We start from the raw sequence: 17,481 nt of genomic DNA on the forward strand, positions 1-17,481 counted from the left end.
AGCTAAGCCTCACAGCGCCGATGGTACTGCAGGGGGGACCCTGTGGGAGAGTAGGACGCCGCCGAACTAATTTTGAAGAAAACCCCCGTAACGGATGAGAATCCTGTTACGGGGGTTTTCTGCGTTCTGGTCTTGTCCGGAGTTTAGGGTCGAGCCATGCGATACGACCTGGTCATCTTCGACAATGACGGCGTTCTCGTCGACAGCGAGCCGATTTCCAACAAGCTTCTCGCCGGGTATCTCACCGAACTTGGGCACCCCACCTCGTACGAGGACTCCCTCAGGGACTACATGGGTGCCGCAATGCACCGCGTCCACGATCTCGTCGAGGAGCGGACCGGGCGGCGGCTGCCGGCCGACTTCGACGATGTTTTTCACCAGCGGGTATTCGCTGCATTCGAGCGGGAGCTGGCGCCGGTGCCCGGGGCCGTAGAGGTTCTGGAGAAGCTGGCCGCAGATGGGGTGCCGTATTGCGTGGCCTCTTCCGGGAGTCATGAGCGGATCCGAGTCGGGCATCGCATGACCGGGCTCGACAAGCGGTTCGATGACGGGCGGATCTTCAGCTCGCAGGATGTCGGGCGGGGGAAGCCGGCGCCGGATCTCTTCCTGTACGCGGCTCAGCGCATGGGTGTGGCGCCGGAGCGGTGTGTGGTGGTCGAGGACAGCCCGCTCGGGGTGCGGGCCGCCGTGGCCGCCGGGATGGACGTGTACGGGTTCACCGCCATGACGCCCGCCGGCAGGCTCAGCGAGGCCACCGAACTGTTCAGTGACATGCGGGAGTTGCCCGACCTGCTCTCATGACCGACGACGACGGCGGCCGGGAATTTGTTCGAGATCTTCGAGATCCATCTACCCACGGGTAGCTCTGACGCATACGCTGTGCCGCCATGACGGAAGTACTGCGGCGTGGCAGAGGCTCGCTGGCGTTCAGTTTCTTTGTGCAGGGTGCCGCGTTCGCGCTCCTGGTGACCCGAATACCGGCGATCCAGGATCAGTACGCGATATCGGACGGGCTGTTGCCCGTGTTCCTGGCCGCGGTGCCGATCCTGGCGGGTGTCGGGAGTGTGTGCACCGAGAAGCTGGTGAAACGGGTGCGGCCGAGCCGCGTCCTGAGGTGGTCGCAGCCGGTCGTGCTGCTCGCGCTGCTCGGTGCGGGGGCGGGGGACGCGCTGTGGCAAGCGGCCCTGGCGCTGGGGGCGTTCGGGCTCGCGGTGGGCGCGCTGGACGCGTCGATGAACATGCTCGGGGTGAGCCTGCAGCGGGCGTACGGGCGCAGCATCATGCTCGGGTTCCACGCGGCGTACAGCCTGGGCGGGATCGTGGGGGCGTCGCTGGCCTGGGTGGGGGCGCACTGGCAGCTTTCGCTGTTCGTGTCGTATCTGCCGGTGGTCGTGCTGCTGCTGCCCGCGGCCTTCGTGGGGAGCCGCTGGTACGTCGACGGGGACGGCGGGGCCGGCGAGGGTGTGGACGGCGCGGAGGGGGCCGCGGGCGGGTCCTCGGTGGTCTTCAAGATGCTGCTGCCGCTGTGCCTGGTGATGACGTTCGCGTACATCGGGGACTCGACGGTCTCCAACTGGAGTGCGAAGTACCTCCAGGACGTGCTGGGGAGTTCGGAGCAGCTGTCGACGGTTCCGTACAACGTCTACATGGTGATGACGCTCGTGGGCCGGGCGCTCGGGGACCTCGGGGTGCGGCGGTTCGGGGCGGTCGTCGTGGTGCGGTTCGGGGCCGTGGTGGCGGCGGCCGGGTTCGGGGTCGTGGCGGTGGCGCCGGGGGCCTGGGTGGGGATGCTCGGGTTCACGCTGCTGGGGCTCGGGTTGTGTGTGATCGTGCCGCAGACCTTCGCGGCGGCGGGCCGGCTCTTCCCGAACGCCTCGGACTCGGCGATCGCACGGCTCAATGTCTTCAACTATGTGGGGTTCCTGGTCGGTTCGCCCCTTGTGGGAGCTCTGGGCGATGCGTGGAACTACCGCGGGGCGATGCTCGTTCCCATGGTGTTGGTGCTCGTGACTCTCGTGTACGCCCGGTCCTTCGCCCCCGGAGCGGACCGATACGGTGACGGGCATGAGCGGCCGCGCACAGTTGATGTGGGACGAGGCAGTAACGGGCTATGACTTCGGTCCGGATCACCCGATGGATCCGGTCCGGCTGGCCCTGACGAGGAGTCTCGTCGGGGCTCTTGGGCTCGATCGTGAGGTGGAGGTCGTCGCCGCCAAGCGGGCGGGCGAGTCGACGCTGCGCCTCGTGCACCGCGAGGACTACGTGGAGGCGGTCAAGGCCGCGTCCGCCGATCCGGCTTCGGCGGACGGGGCCTACGGTCTCGGGACGGTCGACGACCCGGCCTTCGCGGGGATGCACGATGTGTCGGCGCTGATCGCCGGGCAGTCCGTGGGTGCGGCGGAGGCCGTGTGGGGGGGCGACGCGCTGCACGCGGTGAACTTCGCGGGCGGGCTGCACCACGCGATGCCCGGGGGCGCCTCCGGGTTCTGTATCTACAACGACGCGGCGCTGGCCATCGCGCGCCTGCTGGAGCTGGGTGCCGAGCGGGTGGCGTACGTCGATGTGGACGTGCACCACGGGGACGGGGTGCAGGCGGCGTTCTGGGAGGACCCGCGGGTGCTCACCGTCTCGCTGCACGAGCATCCCCGGACGCTGTTCCCGCAGACCGGGTGGCCTCAGGAGACGGGCGCCGACGGTGCCGCGGAGGGTTCGGCGGTCAATGTGGCGCTGCCGGCGGGGACGGGGGACGCGGGCTGGCTGCGGGCCTTCCACGCCGTCGTGCCCGAGGTTCTCGCGGAGTTCCGGCCGCAGGTCCTGGTGACCCAGCACGGGGCCGACACGCACTTCGAGGACCCGTTGGCGCATCTCGCGGTGTCCCTCGACGCGCAGCGCGCCGTACAGGTCGCCTGTCATGAGCTGGCGCACGAGCACGCGGACGGGCGGTGGGTCGCGCTGGGCGGTGGCGGTTACGCCGTGGTGGACGTGGTGCCGCGGTCCTGGTCGCATCTGGTGGGGATCGCGGCGGGGCACGAGGTGGCGCCCGAGACGGTGATCCCGGACGGCTGGCGGCAGGAAGTGTTCGCGAGGACGCGGCAGTTGGCGCCCACGCGGATGACGGACGGGCGGTGGCCGGTCGCGTACCGGGAGTGGGAGGCGGGGTACGACCCGGCCGACCGGCTCGACCAGGCGGTCCTGGCGACGCGGCGGGCGGCGTTCCCCCTACGGGGGCTGCTGCCGTAAGGATGCCGTTGCGGTAAGCGTGTGGCAGCCGTAAGGGTGTTGTGCAGGGGCCGTTGTCGAGGCGGGCGGCCTGCGAGGGCACTGACGGTACTGAGGGTACGGGGTGTTACGCCAAGTGTGCGGTGTTCTGGGGTTTTAGCGATGCCGGGGACCCCAATGCGCCAGCATTTCAGGCGTGTTGAGCACCGGAGCGTTGCGTGCGCATCTGCTGGCCGCCCGCCTGGCCGGGCCCGTGGCGACGTCCCGCGAGGAGAGTCTGCGCAGTTATCGGCTCTTCGCGGCGAGGGATCCCCGGATACTGCTCGGCCTGGACCCCGAGTGGAGCTGGGGGCAGCGGGACCTGCTCGCGCTGATGGCGGACAAGTGCGGGGTCTCGGGCGATCCGCGGGACACCTCGGGGTACGACGTGATCGACCCGGAGCGGACCCTGGTGGCGCTCGACGCGTTCGCGAAGCGGCTCGGCGAGGCCGCGCGGGGCCGCGTCCCGGTGCTCTTCGGGACGGGTCACCCGCATCGACTCCTCGGTTTCTACGCCGGGTTGGCGGACGCCCTGTCGGCGGCGGGATGTCCCGTCCTCACCCCCGCGCAGGGTGAGAGTGTCGACATAACGACCCGGTTCGGACTACGTACGTACAACCTCGACTACGTACAGGGAGTCGCGCTGGTGCGGGAACCCGGCGCGCGTTCGCCCGGGAGTGAGACCGGCGCGCACACCCACTCACCGCTCCCTGTTCGCACGGTCCTCGCGGCGGCCGCGCAGTCCGGCGGGCTGCTGCCGGAACTGGTCGTGGGTGACCATGGATGGGTCTGCGGCGCAGGTCAGTTGGGGTTCGACGCGATCGGGCTCGCGGACACGGACGATCCCGCGCTGTTCGTGGGGGAAGCCGAGGGGCAGGTGTCCGTTGCCGTTCCGCTTGATGATGCTGTGCGGTCCGATTACTACCGGCCGCTTACTCGCTATGTACTCAATCGAGCGTGTCTGTCACAGTAGGCGGCCATACGCTGCTCCTCTTCCCCACTCGCACCACACGCCCCTACTCTGGGGAGTGAGCACGCAACGACGTTGAGTCACCGGAAGGGGAAGCCGGGGGCCGTCGAGTGCGGAAGGTTCAGGTGTGTCATGGCTGCTGGTGAGAGTAGGCCTCTGAACGAGGTGCAGTTCCTGACCGTGGCGGAAGTCGCCTCGGTGATGCGAGTCTCGAAGATGACCGTGTACCGGCTGGTGCACAGTGGTCATCTGCCCGCCATCCGGGTCGGAAGGTCTTTCCGAGTCCCGGAACAAGCGGTTCACGAGTACCTCCGCGAGTCCTACGTGGGGGTGGGAACAGCCTGACGGCATCCTTCGGGATCCCTCGATTACAGGCTCAGCGCTGGGCCGGGTAGGCTAGGCCGACGTAGGTCGTGTGGGCCCAGACGCCCCGCACCGAGTGAAGAGAAGTGAGCGAGGGTAGTCGTGGGCTCTGTTATCAAGAAGCGGCGTAAGCGGATGGCCAAGAAGAAGCACCGCAAGCTGCTGAAGCGCACCCGCGTGCAGCGTCGCAACAAGAAGTAAGCGACCGCTGCATCAAGCGCGCTCTGTGGCCCCTCCACCGTCCGGTGGAGGGGCCACAGTCGTTCCACGGGCCTGATGGGGCCGCTTTCGCGGGGTTGTGTGGGAACGTAGGGCCACGTTCCGGCGACCTCGGGCTGTACGTACGTCTGTGGCTGTCGTCACTTCCTGCATCGTGCGGTCATCACAGCGCAACATCCAGCCGCTAACGTTGTGGCCAGAGCCTGGCGGTGCGGAACCGGGGCCCGGCAGGGCTGCGACGGAAGGTAGGCGCTGATCTTGGGCAAGGTCGTGCTCGTGACCGGGGTGGCCCGGCAGCTCGGGGGCCGTTTCGTGCGGCGGATCCAGCGTGACCCCGAGGTGGACCGGGTGATCGGCGTGGACGCGGTGCCGCCCGCGCATCACCTGGGGGGCGCCGACTTCCTCCAGGCGGACATAAGGCAGCCCGCGATCGCCCGGGTGCTCGCCGAGCATTCCGTCGACACGGTGGTCCACCTGGACGTCACGGGTACCCCGCTGGGCGGCGGCGGCCGGGGCTCCGTGAAGGAGGCCAACGTCATCGGCACGATGCAGCTGCTCGGCGCCTGCCAGAAGTCGCCGGCGGTGAAGCGGCTCGTCGTGAAGTCCAGTACGAATGTGTACGGGTCCGCGCCGCGCGACCCGGCCGTGTTCACGGAGACGACGCCGCCCAAGTCGCTGCCCAGCGGCGGCTTCGCGAAGGACACCGTGGAGGTCGAGGGGTATGTGCGCGGGTTCGCCCGGCGCCGGCCCGACGTCGCGGTGTGTGTCCTGCGGTTCGCGAACATCCTTGGGCCCGCCGCCGACTCGCCCCTCGCCGAGTACTTCTCGCTGCCGGTCCTGCCGACCGTCCTCGGCTACGACCCGCGGCTGCAGTTCGTGCACGAGGACGATGTCATCGAGGTGCTGCGGATCGCCTCGCACGATCCGGCGCGGGGCACGCTCAACAGCGGCACGTTCAATGTCGCCGGTGACGGCGTGCTGCTCCTGTCGCAGTGCTCGCGCCGGCTCGGGCGGCCGACGGTGCCGGTGTTCCTGCCGGCCGTGACCTGGGTGGGATCGGCCCTGCGTACGCTGGGCGCGACGGACTTCTCGCCCGAGCAGATCAGGCTGCTCACGCACGGGCGGGTGGTGTCGACAACCCAGATGCGCGAGACGCTCGGCTACCGGCCCAAGTACACGACGGCGGAGACCTTCGCGGAGTTCGTCCGTGGCCGCGGGCCCGGACTGCTGCCGCCGGAGGCCCTCGCGGGGGCCGTCGACCGGATCGCCTCGCTGCCCTTCCTGGGCGGCGGCCACCCCCCGACGCACAGCGCCAGCTGAGGAGCGCATCAACGATGGCGGATGCCAAGGTCATTCCGTTCGACGACGACCGGTCGCGCGGCGGCGCCGGCAAGGTCGTGCCGCGCCGCCGTGGCGCGAGCGGCAGGCGCAAGGGCGAGCCCATGGCCGTACGCGAGGTCGCGCCGCTGCCCGGGCAGCAGGACGGCGAGCCGTCACCGGGCGCCGGGCGGTACGAGGCGCCGCCGGAGCGGCCGCGGGACGGCGGCGGCCTGGAGCGGCGCGTGGCGGGCGGCCTGGCCTTCCTGAGGCGGCGCCTGACGGGTGATTACGACGTCGACGAGTTCGGCTACGACAAGGAACTCACCGACCAGGTCCTGATGTCCCTGGTGCGGCCCCTGTACGAGAAGTACTTCAGGGTCGAGGTGAAGGGCATCGAGAACATCCCGGCGGAGGGCGGCGCGCTGATCGTCGCCAACCACTCGGGGACGCTGCCGCTGGACGGCGTGATGATGCAGGTCGCCGTCCACGACAACCATCCGCAGAACCGGCATCTGCGGCTTCTGGCCGCGGATCTCGTGTTCATGCTGCCGGTGGTCAACGAGCTGGCGCGCAAGGCCGGTCACACGCTGGCCTGCGCGGAGGACGCGCAGAGCCTCCTGGAGCGGGGTGAGCTGGTCGGGGTGATGCCGGAGGGGTTCAAGGGCATCGGCAAGCCGTTCAGCGAGCGGTACAAGCTCCAGCGGTTCGGCCGGGGTGGTTTCGTCTCGACGGCGCTGAAGGCCGGCACACCGATCGTGCCGTGCTCGATCGTCGGGGCGGAGGAGATCTACCCGATGATCGGCAACGCGAAGACGCTCGCTCGTCTGCTGGGCTTCCCGTACTTCCCGATCACGCCGACGTTCCCGTGGCTCGGGCCGCTGGGTGCGGTGCCGTTGCCGACGAAGTGGACGATCCAGTTCGGCGAGCCGATCCCGACGGACGGGTATCCGCCGGAGGCGGCCGAGGATCCGATGCTGATGTTCAATCTGACGGACCAGGTGAGGGAGCAGATCCAGCACACGTTGTACAAGTTGCTGGTGCAGCGCAGGTCGGTGTTCTTCTGAGTTCGTGAGTTCGTGAGTTCGTCGTGAGTTCATACGTGTTGGGGGCGGTCACCGGATTCGGTGGCCGCCCCCAACACGTAACGGAGTTACTAGCTTGCGTCCTCGCTGTCGATGCCCAGGCCGGGCAGGAGGCCCGGGAGGAGCGGCGGGAGGGTGACGTCGGGTTTCGGGGCGGTGTGCTTGCCCTCGGACGGGGTGGGGCTGGTGTTGTCCTTGGGCGGGTCGAGGAGGCCGCCTGTGGTGTCGCCGAGGAGGCCGTCGTCGTGGGTGCCGGAGGAGGACGGGCGGGGTTTGCCCGAGCTGTCCCCGTGGGCGCCCGACGCGCCGCCGGCCGTCGGGGTGGAGCGGTCGTCGCCGGAGGCGCCGGGCGTCGTGCCATGGGTGCCCGCCTGCCCGCCGCTGGGGGTGCCCTTCTCGGGGGCCTGCGGCAGCAGGGACCGTAGCGGACCGACCTCTTGGTCTATGGCGTCGAAGACCGAGCTGACCTGCGCGCCCACGTCACCGAGCTGGACGGGGAGCCGGTCGCGCAGCGCGTCCCAGTTCTGCCGGTGTGACTGGGAGAAGGACGAGAGGGCCTGGATGGGGCCCAGAGAACCGTCCCTGCGGTACGCCTCGAAGAGCAGGCGGTGGCCCTCGGACGCGTCGTACTGCACGCCGGAGAGGGTGCGCCGCACTTCGCTGAGGGATTCGTGGTCGAGCTGGCCGCTGCGGCCGCGCTCCATGAGCCGGCGCGCCTCGCCGAGGCGGGCGGAGGCCTGGTCGAGATAGATCTGGCCGCGGTCGGAGTCGCCGTCGGCCATGCCGAGTTTCAGGTCCTCCATCCCGCGTTTCAGCCCGTAGAGATGGTCACCGGGGAGGGCGTCGGAGCTGGCGGCGGCGACGCCGCCGAACGCTCCCGCGGCGACACCGACGGTGAGCCCGCCGGCCGCGATGCCCTTGGACAGGCGTGAGCGGGGTCGCAACTTCCCCAGCGGGCTCGCCCGGTGAGCGCCCTTGCGTGCGCGCTGCTCGGGCACCGAAGGGCCTGGGCCCGCACCCCCGGTGGCCGTGCCTTCGAGCAGCATGGCCTCCATGGCGGCCACGAGCTGGGCTCGCTGAACCACCTTGACCTCGGGGTCAAGCTCAGGCTTGGGCAGCTCGTCCAGTCCGGTCGCCAGAGCCAACAGCTTGCCCTGCTCGCCTTGATCGGCGAGGGGCTCTTCCTGCTGTACGGCCGCCGCTTCCCGGTCGGACTGCTCCTCCAGGGCCTGGGCGAAGGCGTTCGCCCGCCGGTGTGCCGATACGTTCGCGATCACTGGCGGCACCTCCTCTCGTCATGACGGTCGACTCCCCAGGGGGTCCTGAGGGTTGCACACCCTGAGCGCTTCCACTCGATCGAGTGAGTGGGAGCGGTCCGGGAGTGACCACAGGGAGCCTGCATCCCGCATAACGAGCGACGCGGCACTTGGGTTACGGACGGCGGATGATCGGACCGCGATCTCATCTGCCCCTCACGGAAGGTGAGTTGACGGATACGGAGCGGTGCGACGGGTGGGGCGGTCCCCACCGGCGGCTAGCGGGCGTCGTCCGGGAGCAGCCGCGCCAGTGTGCGTACGGCGCGGTACTGGAGGGTCTTGATCGCACCCTCGTTCTTGCCCATGACATGAGCGGTCTCGGCGACCGAGAGACCCTGCAGGAAGCGCAGGGTCACGCACTCCTGCTGCTGGGGGTTGAGGCGGCGCACCGCGTCGAGCAGGGCCGCGTTGGACAGGGACTCCAGGACGGAGTCCTCGGGGCTGCGTTCGACCTCGTTCGCGTCGAGCATTTCGCCGGTGGTCACTTCGAGACGGAAACGGCTCGACTTGAAGTGGTCGGCGACCAGGTTCCGCGCGATCGTGACCAGCCAGGCGCCGAAGTCGCGGCCCTGCCAGGTGAAGGTCCCGATGCGGCGCAGCGCCCGCAGGAAGGTCTCGCTGGTGAGATCCTCCGCCGTCGCCTTCCCGCCGACGCGGTAGTAGATGTAGCGGTAGACGGTGTCGCTGTACTGATCGTAGAGACGGCCGAACGCGTCGGCCTCGCCCGCCTGGGCGCGCTCGACGAGATCCATCATGCGGGCGCTGTCGCTGTCCGCGGCGGGGCGGCGGGCGGTGGACGTACCGGCGGAACCGGAGCGCGCGCGTCTTCCGACGGTTGTGCTCCCGCTCGCCAGGGCATAGCAAGGACCGGTAGGGCCGTTCGCGGCAGGGGCCGCGAGGGCGAGGGCGGGGACGGCGTACGCGGTGGGGACGAAGCCGCGCAAGCGGTCGGCGACCGTTGCGCGCAGCGTAGCCAGGCCCGAGGCGTCAACCCCGACGTGTGGGTACACGGGACTCCCAGAGGCAGAGCTTCCATCACGTGCAGTGCGGGACCGTTCACCCGTCGTGTTGACGTGTGGGTACCGGTTTGCGTCTGAGGAGAATAACGCTTCGTGCAGGGAGCGCTACACCCAGTTGCTCAAATCGCCGATTACGACGCTTCCGTAACTGAACGGAGTCGATTCAAGTGCCGGAGAGTGACCGCTTGTTGATCGGATTAGGTCATGTTCCGTCTGAGCGCGGGGTGTGTTGTGGCCGAGTTGAACCAGCGGGACTGGCGGGAGCCGTGCCGGGGTAAGGGGTGGGGAATGGCACGGCCGCCCCGGGGTGGCGCGGGTCAGCGGCGACGGCGGTGCAGGGCGACCGCGGCCGCCGTACCGCCGGCGAGCGCGCCGACTCCCGCCGCTGCCGGGATGCCGACCTTCGCGGCCTTGCGGCCGGTGCGGTAGTCGCGCAGCCGCCAGTCACGTTCGCGCGCGTGCTTGCGCAGTTTGGCGTCCGGATTGATCGCGTACGGATGTCCCACGAGCGACAGCATCGGGATGTCGTTGTGCGAATCGCTGTACGCGGCGCAGCGGCCCAGATCGAGGCCCTCGGCGGCGGCGAGCGCGCGGACGGCCTCGGCCTTCGCGGGGCCGTGCAGGGGTTCGCCGACCAGCTTGCCGGTGTAGACGCCGCCGACGGACTCGGCGACGGTGCCGAGGGCGCCGGTCAGGCCGAGGCGGCGGGCGATGATCGTCGCGGTCTCCACGGGGGCCGCGGTGACGAGCCACACCTTCTGGCCCGCGTCCAGGTGGGCCTGGGCGAGGGCGCGGGTGCCGGGCCAGATGCGTTCGGCCATGTACTCGTCGTAGATCTCCTCGCCGATGGACATCAGCTCGGCGACGCGGTGGCCCTTGACGATGGACAGCGCGCTGTCGCGGGCGTCCTGCATGTGCTCGGGGTCCTCGACCCCGGCGATCCTGAACCAGGCCTGCTGCCAGCCGAACTTGACCAGCTCGCGGCGCTGGAAGAACTTCCGCTTGTAGAGGCCGCGTCCGAAGTGGAAGATCGCGGCGCCCTGCATCACGGTGTTGTCGAGGTCGAAGAAGGCGGCGGCCCTGTCGTCGCCGACGACGGGGAACTCCGGTTCCGGGGTGCCTTCTTCGGGCTGTGTCGCCTCGCCGAGCTGTTCCAGCTCCTGCGACGACTTGCGGGCGGCCTCGGCCGAGGCCTCGCCAGCCAATACGCTCCGCGCGGTGGCGGAGCGCCTACGGGGTGTGAGCCATCCGAGAGCGGCCATGTCGTGAGCATAGCCAGTTTGTTCGGTGGTTCCGGAGTCGCGAGGATTCGGCCTTGTGAACTCTCCGCGACCGAGCCGTTAAAGAAGTGGCCGGGGAGGTGCGCCGGGTGGCGCGGGCGGGGCGAGAATGGCCCGTATGAGCCCCATTTTTCGCCGGAGCGACCGGAGCGAGAAGAAGAGTCCCGAGGAACGCCTCGTCACCCTGATCGGGAAGCCCGGCTGCCATCTGTGCGACGACGCGCAGGAGGTGATCGAGAAGGTCTGCGGTGAGCTCGGATCCTCCTGGGAGAAGAAGGACATCAATCAGGACGAGGAGCTGTACCGCTTGTACTGGGAGCAGATTCCCGTGGTGCTCGTGGACGGAGCACAGCATGACTTCTGGAAGGTGAACGAAGACCGACTTCGGCGTGCCCTGACGCGCTGACGCACCGGCGGCCGGCGGGGGAGTAGCGGCCGTCACTGACCGAGCAGTCCAAGTGGTCCGGAAATTCGCCTAGGATCGTGGGCGGTTTTGGTCTCGGGGGCGCGGATCGTAGAAGAGAGTGTGCGGTTTTGCCCCCATCCAGTAGGCAACGAAGCGGCTTGCGCGCTGGTTCCATATGCGCACGCCAGGGGCGCGTGACCCCGGTCACGTTGCCCGGGCAAATCGGACACAATCTTTGTGCACGCGTTCACAAAGACATAGCCTGCATTCGACGGGGCGGTCACGGGACGTACGACCGCCCGCAGCCCCGCTCTACCCGCAGGAGCACCGTGGCAACTGGCCGAACTCACCGACCGGCGACCCGCAGCCGAGGGATTCCCGAGGCCACCGTCGCCAGGCTTCCGCTGTACCTCCGAGCCCTCACCGCTCTGTCGGAGCGCTCGGTGCCCACGGTCTCCTCGGAGGAGCTCGCGGCCGCGGCGGGGGTCAACTCCGCGAAGCTGCGCAAGGACTTCTCGTACCTCGGCTCGTACGGCACCCGCGGTGTGGGGTACGACGTCGAGTACCTCGTCTACCAGATCTCCCGTGAACTCGGCCTGACCCAGGACTGGCCGATCGTGATGGTCGGTATCGGTAACCTCGGCGCCGCTCTCGCCAACTACGGCGGGTTCGCCTCCCGTGGCTTCCGTGTCGCGGCCCTCATCGACGCCGACCCGGCGATGACCGGCAAGTCCGTCGCGGGCATGGCCGTCCAGCACGCCGACGAGCTCGAGAAGATCATCGACGCGAACGGCGTCTCCATCGGTGTCATCGCGACCCCCGCGGGCGCGGCCCAGCAGGTCTGCGACCGGCTCGTCGCCGCCGGTGTCACCTCGATCCTGAACTTCGCGCCGACCGTCCTGTCGGTGCCGGACGGTGTCGACGTGCGCAAGGTCGACCTCTCCATCGAGCTGCAGATCCTCGCCTTCCATGAGCAGCGCAAGGCCGGCGAGGGCCAGGAGGAAGACGTGGCCGACGTGGACGTGGCGGGCGCCGTGGACGCGGGCGGTTCCGCCGCCGCTGCCGCCGCCGCGACGAAGCAGACCCGTAAGGGACCGGACGGGGACGTCCCCGCCGTGATGCCGGCATGAGTCTCCTCGTCGTAGGCCTGAGCCACCGCAGCGCCCCCGTCAGCGTCCTCGAGCGCGCGGCGCTCTCCGCGGACGCCCAGGCCAAGCTGCTCCAGGACACGCTCGCCGCCGAGCCCGCCGTCGAGGCCTCGGTGCTCTCGACGTGCAACCGCATCGAGCTGTACGCCGACGTGGACAAGTTCCACGCGGGCGTCGCCGAGCTCTCGACCCTCCTCGCCCAGCACAGCGGCGTCGGTCTCGAGGAGCTCACTCCCTATCTTTATGTGCACTACGAGGACCGGGCCGTCCACCACCTCTTCTCGGTGGCGTGCGGGCTCGACTCGATGGTCGTGGGCGAGGGCCAGATCCTCGGCCAGATCAAGGACGGCCTCGCGCGCTCCCAGGAGCTGCACACCGCGGGCCGCCTCCTCAACGACCTGTTCCAGCAGGCCCTGCGGGTCGGCAAGCGGGCCCACTCGGAGACCGGCATCGACCGGGCCGGCCAGTCCCTGGTCACGTTCGGTCTGGAGCAGCTGGCCGCCGGGCGTCCCGTGGACGTGTGGGCCAAGGACAAGCGTGCCCTGGTGATCGGCGCGGGCTCGATGTCGTCGCTGGCCGCGGCCACGCTCGCGCGCGCCGGTGTCGCCGAGGTCGTCGTCGCCAACCGCACCCTGGAGCGCGCCGAGCGCCTCGCTCAGATCCTCAGTGAGCCCGGCGGCACCGGGGTGACCGCGCGCGCCGTGCCCATGGACGCCGTCGGCGGCGAACTGACACGTGCCGACGTCGTCGTCTCCTGCACCGGTGCGACCGGGCTCGTCCTCACCGAGGCCGAGATCCGCCGCGCCGTCGAGGAGCGCACGGGCGGGCTCTCCCTCCTCGACCTCGCCATGCCGCGCGACATCGACGCCGCCGCCCACCGCATCGGCGGGGTACGCCTCGTCGACATCGAGTCGCTCGCCGAGGCCTCCGCCGACGCGCCGATGGCCGCGGACGTGGACCAGGTGCGGGGCATCGTCTCCGACGAGGTCGCCGCGTTCGGCGCCGCCCAGCGCGCCGCGACCATCACGCCGACCGTCGTCGCCCTGCGCACGATGGCCGCCGACGTGGTCACCGGCGAGATCGCGCGGCTCGACGGGCGCCTCCCGGAGCTCGACGAGAAGCAGCGCGCCGAGATCACCCAGACCGTGCGGCGCGTCGTGGACAAGCTCCTGCACGCGCCGACCGTGCGGGTCAAGCAGCTCGCGGCCGAGCCCGGCGGCGCCGGGTACGCGGACGCTCTGCGGACCCTCTTCGACCTCGACCCGGAGGCGGTGGCCGCCGTCTCGCGGGCCGATCTGAACGAGCTGAACGAGCCGGTAGCCAAGAATCGAGGCCGGGCATCATGACGGACAGGGCACTCAGGCTCGGGACCAGGCGCAGCAAGCTCGCCATGGCCCAGTCCGGGCACGTGGCGGAGGCCGTGCGCCAGGTGACGGGACGACCCGTCGAGCTGGTCGAGATCACCACGTACGGCGACACGTCCCGCGAGCAGCTGGCACAGATCGGCGGCACCGGGGTGTTCGTCGTGGCGCTGCGCGAGGCGCTGCTTCGCGGCGACGTCGACTTCGCCGTGCACTCCCTCAAGGACCTGCCGACCACGCCCCACCCTGGTCTCACGCTGGCGGCCGTGCCGCTGCGCGAGGACCCCCGCGACGTCCTCGTCGCCCGTGACGGACTGACCTTCGCCGAGCTCCCCGACGGGGCTCGCGTGGGTACCGGTTCGCCGCGCCGCATGTCGCAGCTGAACGCGTACGCGCGCAGCCACGGCATGCGCATACAGACCGTGCCGATCCGGGGGAACATCGACACCCGCGTCGGTTACGTGCACAACGGGGAGCTCGACGCCGTCGTGCTCGCCGCCGCCGGACTGAACCGGATCGGCCGCGCCTCGGAAGTGACGGACTTCCTTGCGGTCGACATGGTTCTGCCCGCCCCCGGCCAGGGGGCTCTGGCGGTCGAGTGCGCCGCGTCCGACGCGGACCTCGCCGCCGCGCTCGCCGAGCTCGACGACTCGTTCACCCGAGTCGCCGTGACCGCCGAGCGATCCCTGCTCGCCGCCCTGGAGGCCGGCTGCAGTGCACCTGTGGGTGCGCTGGCCGACCTGCTGGCCGACGGGCAGATTGCCAACGAAATGCGCCTGCGTGGCGTCGTCGGTAACCCCGACGGCTCCGCGTTGGTGCAGCTGTCCACCACCGGTCCCGTGCCCGAGACGGAAGACCAGGCCCTTGCGCTCGGTCGCGAACTCGCTGCCGAGATGCTCGCCAAGGGCGCGGCCGGTCTGATGGGGGAGCGAGCACTTTGAGCCCCACCACCTCTGACCCTTCGGCCACCTGGGCAACCGGGCACGTCACCTTCCTCGGTGCCGGACCCGGAGATCCAGGACTACTGACGCTGCGCGCCGTGGAGGCGCTCGCCCGAGCGGATGTGCTGATCGCCGAGCCCGAAGTGCTCGACGTGGTCCGCACACACGCGAAGGCGGGCGTGACCGTCCTCGGCGCGGAGAACCCGGGCACACCGGGGCAGACGGCTGCTGACGATGCGTCAACTGCCGCCGCAGTCCCCGCGTTGAGGGACTGCGCCAATCTTGTCATGGAGGCCGCGCGGGGCGGCAAGCGGGTCGTACGTGCCGTCAGCGGCGACCCCGGGCTCGACACCTACGCGGCCGGGGAGATGCTGGCCTGCGCGGCCGACGGCGTCTCCTTCGAGGTCGTTCCCGGCATCGCGGCGGCCGTCGGCGTGCCCGCGTACGCCGGTGTTCCGCTGCGGGACGCGCAGGGCGCGGACGTGCGGTTCGTCGACGCCCGCACCGCCTCCGAGCGCTGCTGGACCGAGGTCGGCGCGTCCGACGGCACGGTCGTCGTCTCGACGACGCTCGACGCGGTGGCCGCGGCCGCCGGCGAGCTGGTCGCGGCGGGCCGCAAGCCGGACACCCCGCTGACCGTCACGGTCGCCGGTACGACGACGCGCCAGCGCACCTGGAACGCGACGCTCGGGACCATCGCCCAGACCTTCAAGCAGGCGAAGGTGCTGCCGTCCCCGGAGGGCGGGCGTCCCGTCATAGCCGTGGTCGGCGAGCGCTCCGCGGCCGCCCAGCGCGACCAGCTGTCGTGGTTCGAGTCCAAGCCGCTGTTCGGCTGGAAGGTGCTCGTACCGCGTACGAAGGAGCAGGCGGCGTCGCTCTCCGACCAGCTCAGCTCGTACGGGGCCGTGCCGCACGAGGTGCCGACGATCGCCGTCGAGCCGCCGCGCACGCCCCAGCAGATGGAGCGCGCGGTCAAGGGCCTCGTCACCGGACGCTACGAGTGGATCGCCTTCACCTCGGTGAACGCGGTCAAGGCCGTGCGCGAGAAGTTCGAGGAGTACGGGCTCGACGCCCGTGCCTTCGCCGGGATCAAGGTCGCGGCGGTGGGCGAGCAGACGGCGAACGCGCTGATCGCCTTCGGCGTGAAGCCGGATCTCGTGCCGAGCGGTGAGCAGAGCGCGGCGGGCCTCCTCGAGGACTGGCCGCCGTACGACCCGGTCTTCGACCCGATCGACCGTGTCTTCCTGCCGCGCGCCGACATCGCCACGGAGACGCTTGTCGCCGGGCTCATCGATCTCGGGTGGGAGGTCGACGACGTGACCGCCTACCGGACGGTGCGGGCGTCGCCGCCGCCGGCGGAGACGCGCGAGGCGATCAAGGGCGGCGGGTTCGACGCCGTGCTCTTCACCTCGTCGTCGACCGTGCGGAACCTGGTGGGTATCGCAGGTAAGCCGCACAACGTGACCGTGATCGCGTGTATCGGTCCCGCGACGGCCAAGACGGCCGAGGAGCATGGGCTTCGGGTGGACGTGATGTCTCCGGAGCCGTCGGTTCACCGGCTGGCTCAGGCGCTTGCCGATTTCGGGGCGAAGCGGCGGGCTGCGGCGCTTGAGGCGGGGGATCCTGTGTCCCGGCCGTCGGAGCGGCGGCCGGGGGCCCGGCGGCGGCGCGCGGCGCCGTAGGTGAGAGGGGTGGGCGCCTGCGTGCCGTTGCCCGGCGCGTGGGCTGTGCCCACCCGTTCCGCCCTGCGGAACGCCTGCCCACAGAGGTACGAGTAGTCAGACGTGGAGTGTTGGTGTGACTGAGTACGGAACGTTTCCCGGGGCGCGGCCGCGGCGGCTGCGTACCACCCCCGCGATGCGGCGCATGGTCGCCGAGACCCGGCTGCATCCGGCCGATCTGATCCTGCCCGCCTTCGTGCGGGAGGGCATCAGTGAGCCCGTCGGGATCGGGTCCATGCCCGGTGTCGTGCAGCACACCCGGGACACCCTGAAGAAGGCCGCCGTCGAGGCGCTGGAGGCCGGGGTCTCCGGGATCATGCTCTTCGGCGTTCCGGAGGACGAGAAGAAGGACGCCTTGGGGACGGCCGGTACCGACCCCGACGGCATCCTCCAGGTCGCCCTGCGGGACGTGCGCGCCGAGGTCGGTGACGAGCTCATCGTCATGTCCGACCTGTGCCTCGACGAGTTCACGGACCACGGGCACTGCGGTGTCCTCGACGCCGAGGGTCGTGTCGACAACGACGCGACGCTCGAGCGTTACGCCGAGATGGCGCAGGTCCAGGCCGACGCGGGCGCCCATGTCGTGGGCCCCAGCGGCATGATGGACGGCCAGGTCGGTGTCGTACGCGACGCGCTCGACACCATCGGCAAGGAGGACGTCTCGATCCTCGCCTACACCGCCAAGTATTCGTCGGCGTTCTACGGGCCGTTCCGTGAGGCCGTCGGCTCGTCGCTCACCGGCGACCGCAAGACGTACCAGCAGGACCCGGCGAACGTCCGGGAGTCCCTGCGGGAGCTGGCGCTCGACCTCGAAGAGGGCGCCGACATGGTGATGGTCAAGCCGGCCGGCCCCTACCTCGACGTCCTCGCCAAGGTCGCCGAGTCGGTGGACGTGCCCGTCGCCGCGTACCAGATCAGCGGCGAGTACGCGATGATCGAGGCCGCGGCCGAGCGCGGCTGGATCGAGCGGGACCGCGCCATCATGGAGACGCTGCTCGGCATCAAGCGGGCCGGCGCGAACATGATCCTGACGTACTGGGCGACCGAGGCGGCGCGCTGGTTGCGCTGAGCCCAGTG

Annotated in this window: 17 protein-coding genes and 1 rRNA gene; 15 read left to right on the forward strand and 3 right to left on the reverse strand. The window is 70.1% G+C overall.

The features are described 5' to 3' along the window. The 9 genes from rrf to EOT10_RS36185 form a co-directional block, all read left to right on the forward strand. Positions 1-67, forward strand: a 5S ribosomal RNA gene (gene rrf, locus EOT10_RS43280); the annotation flags it as partial. Positions 68-156: 89 nt separating this feature from the next. Then, positions 157-801, forward strand: coding sequence for an HAD family hydrolase (locus EOT10_RS36150; RefSeq protein WP_127832635.1), 645 nt, complete (start codon positions 157-159; stop codon positions 799-801). A gap of 86 nt (positions 802-887) precedes the next feature. Continuing rightward, positions 888-2,114 carry an MFS transporter gene (locus tag EOT10_RS36155; RefSeq protein ID WP_127832636.1) on the forward strand — a complete coding sequence of 409 codons (1,227 nt, stop codon included), beginning with the start codon at positions 888-890 and terminating at the stop codon, positions 2,112-2,114. Next, positions 2,065-3,240 carry an acetoin utilization protein AcuC gene (locus tag EOT10_RS36160; protein WP_127832637.1) on the forward strand — a complete coding sequence of 392 codons (1,176 nt, stop codon included), beginning with the start codon at positions 2,065-2,067 and terminating at the stop codon, positions 3,238-3,240. The genes EOT10_RS36155 and EOT10_RS36160 overlap by 50 nt, the downstream gene beginning before the upstream one ends. Positions 3,241-3,415: 175 nt before the next feature. Then, the gene (locus EOT10_RS36165) at positions 3,416-4,231 is read left to right on the forward strand and encodes a phosphatase (protein WP_127832638.1); all 816 of its coding nucleotides are present in this window, start codon (positions 3,416-3,418) and stop codon (positions 4,229-4,231) included. A 129-nt stretch (positions 4,232-4,360) separates the two neighbouring features. Next, positions 4,361-4,573 carry a helix-turn-helix domain-containing protein gene (locus EOT10_RS36170; protein ID WP_127832639.1) on the forward strand — a complete coding sequence of 71 codons (213 nt, stop codon included), beginning with the start codon at positions 4,361-4,363 and terminating at the stop codon, positions 4,571-4,573. A gap of 120 nt (positions 4,574-4,693) precedes the next feature. After that, positions 4,694-4,792: a 30S ribosomal protein bS22 gene (locus EOT10_RS36175; protein WP_003948845.1), complete on the forward strand. Its 99-nt coding sequence runs from the start codon at positions 4,694-4,696 to the stop codon at positions 4,790-4,792. 276 nt (positions 4,793-5,068) lie between these two features. Next, positions 5,069-6,130: an NAD-dependent epimerase/dehydratase family protein gene (locus EOT10_RS36180; protein ID WP_127832640.1), complete on the forward strand. Its 1,062-nt coding sequence runs from the start codon at positions 5,069-5,071 to the stop codon at positions 6,128-6,130. Positions 6,131-6,144: 14 nt separating this feature from the next. Then, complete coding sequence (locus tag EOT10_RS36185) at positions 6,145-7,194, forward strand: lysophospholipid acyltransferase family protein (RefSeq protein WP_127832641.1); 1,050 nt, start codon at positions 6,145-6,147, stop codon at positions 7,192-7,194. An 89-nt stretch (positions 7,195-7,283) separates the two neighbouring features. On the opposite strand, the gene EOT10_RS36190 is transcribed toward EOT10_RS36185, so the two are convergent. The 3 genes from EOT10_RS36190 to EOT10_RS36200 all read right to left on the reverse strand — a co-directional run bounded on the left by EOT10_RS36190 (position 7,284) and on the right by EOT10_RS36200 (position 10,809). Then, on the reverse strand, positions 7,284-8,489 hold the full coding sequence (locus EOT10_RS36190; protein WP_127832642.1) for a DUF5667 domain-containing protein: 1,206 nt from the start codon (positions 8,487-8,489) through the stop codon (positions 7,284-7,286). Between the two features lie 257 nt (positions 8,490-8,746). Beyond that, a complete protein-coding gene (locus EOT10_RS36195; protein WP_127832643.1) occupies positions 8,747-9,538 on the reverse strand; it encodes an ECF subfamily RNA polymerase sigma factor, BldN family in 792 nt (263 codons plus the stop codon). Positions 9,539-9,864: 326 nt separating this feature from the next. Next, complete coding sequence (locus tag EOT10_RS36200; RefSeq protein WP_127832644.1) at positions 9,865-10,809, reverse strand: HAD family hydrolase; 945 nt, start codon at positions 10,807-10,809, stop codon at positions 9,865-9,867. 127 nt (positions 10,810-10,936) lie between these two features. On the opposite strand from EOT10_RS36200, the gene EOT10_RS36205 reads away from it, so the two are divergent. The 6 genes from EOT10_RS36205 (at position 10,937) to hemB (ending at position 17,473) form a co-directional block, all read left to right on the forward strand. Further along, the gene (locus EOT10_RS36205) at positions 10,937-11,233 is read left to right on the forward strand and encodes a glutaredoxin family protein (protein ID WP_127832645.1); all 297 of its coding nucleotides are present in this window, start codon (positions 10,937-10,939) and stop codon (positions 11,231-11,233) included. Positions 11,234-11,562: 329 nt separating this feature from the next. Next, a complete protein-coding gene (locus tag EOT10_RS36210; RefSeq protein WP_127832646.1) occupies positions 11,563-12,363 on the forward strand; it encodes a redox-sensing transcriptional repressor Rex in 801 nt (266 codons plus the stop codon). Next, complete coding sequence (locus EOT10_RS36215; protein WP_127832647.1) at positions 12,360-13,727, forward strand: glutamyl-tRNA reductase; 1,368 nt, start codon at positions 12,360-12,362, stop codon at positions 13,725-13,727. The genes EOT10_RS36210 and EOT10_RS36215 overlap by 4 nt, the downstream gene beginning before the upstream one ends. Further along, positions 13,724-14,683, forward strand: a complete 960-nt coding sequence (gene hemC, locus EOT10_RS36220) for a hydroxymethylbilane synthase (protein WP_127832648.1) — start codon at positions 13,724-13,726, stop codon at positions 14,681-14,683. Before EOT10_RS36215 ends, hemC begins: the two co-directional genes overlap by 4 nt. Beyond that, the gene (locus EOT10_RS36225; RefSeq protein WP_127832649.1) at positions 14,680-16,365 is read left to right on the forward strand and encodes a bifunctional uroporphyrinogen-III C-methyltransferase/uroporphyrinogen-III synthase; all 1,686 of its coding nucleotides are present in this window, start codon (positions 14,680-14,682) and stop codon (positions 16,363-16,365) included. The genes hemC and EOT10_RS36225 overlap by 4 nt, the downstream gene beginning before the upstream one ends. Before the next feature lie 115 nt (positions 16,366-16,480). After that, positions 16,481-17,473, forward strand: coding sequence for a porphobilinogen synthase (gene hemB, locus EOT10_RS36230; RefSeq protein ID WP_127832650.1), 993 nt, complete (start codon positions 16,481-16,483; stop codon positions 17,471-17,473). Positions 17,474-17,481: the final 8 nt, after the last annotated feature.

The organism is Streptomyces antnestii, from assembly GCF_004005495.1.
In the GTDB taxonomy this organism is placed as follows: domain Bacteria; phylum Actinomycetota; class Actinomycetes; order Streptomycetales; family Streptomycetaceae; genus Streptomyces; species Streptomyces antnestii.

Bases quoted from the DNA above. Each gene is read 5' to 3' on its own strand.
- EOT10_RS36150 (WP_127832635.1), top strand. From the start codon at position 157: ATGCGATACGACCTGGTCATCTTCGACAATGACGGCGTTCTCGTCGAC.
- EOT10_RS36160 (WP_127832637.1), top strand. From the start codon at position 2,065: ATGAGCGGCCGCGCACAGTTGATGTGGGACGAGGCAGTAACGGGCTAT.
- EOT10_RS36205 (WP_127832645.1), top strand. From the start codon at position 10,937: ATGGCCCGTATGAGCCCCATTTTTCGCCGGAGCGACCGGAGCGAGAAG.
- EOT10_RS36170 (WP_127832639.1), top strand. From the start codon at position 4,361: ATGGCTGCTGGTGAGAGTAGGCCTCTGAACGAGGTGCAGTTCCTGACC.
- EOT10_RS36155 (WP_127832636.1), top strand. From the start codon at position 888: ATGACGGAAGTACTGCGGCGTGGCAGAGGCTCGCTGGCGTTCAGTTTC.
- EOT10_RS36200 (WP_127832644.1), bottom strand. From the start codon at position 10,809: ATGGCCGCTCTCGGATGGCTCACACCCCGTAGGCGCTCCGCCACCGCG.
- EOT10_RS36215 (WP_127832647.1), top strand. From the start codon at position 12,360: ATGAGTCTCCTCGTCGTAGGCCTGAGCCACCGCAGCGCCCCCGTCAGC.
- hemC (WP_127832648.1), top strand. From the start codon at position 13,724: ATGACGGACAGGGCACTCAGGCTCGGGACCAGGCGCAGCAAGCTCGCC.
- EOT10_RS36185 (WP_127832641.1), top strand. From the start codon at position 6,145: ATGGCGGATGCCAAGGTCATTCCGTTCGACGACGACCGGTCGCGCGGC.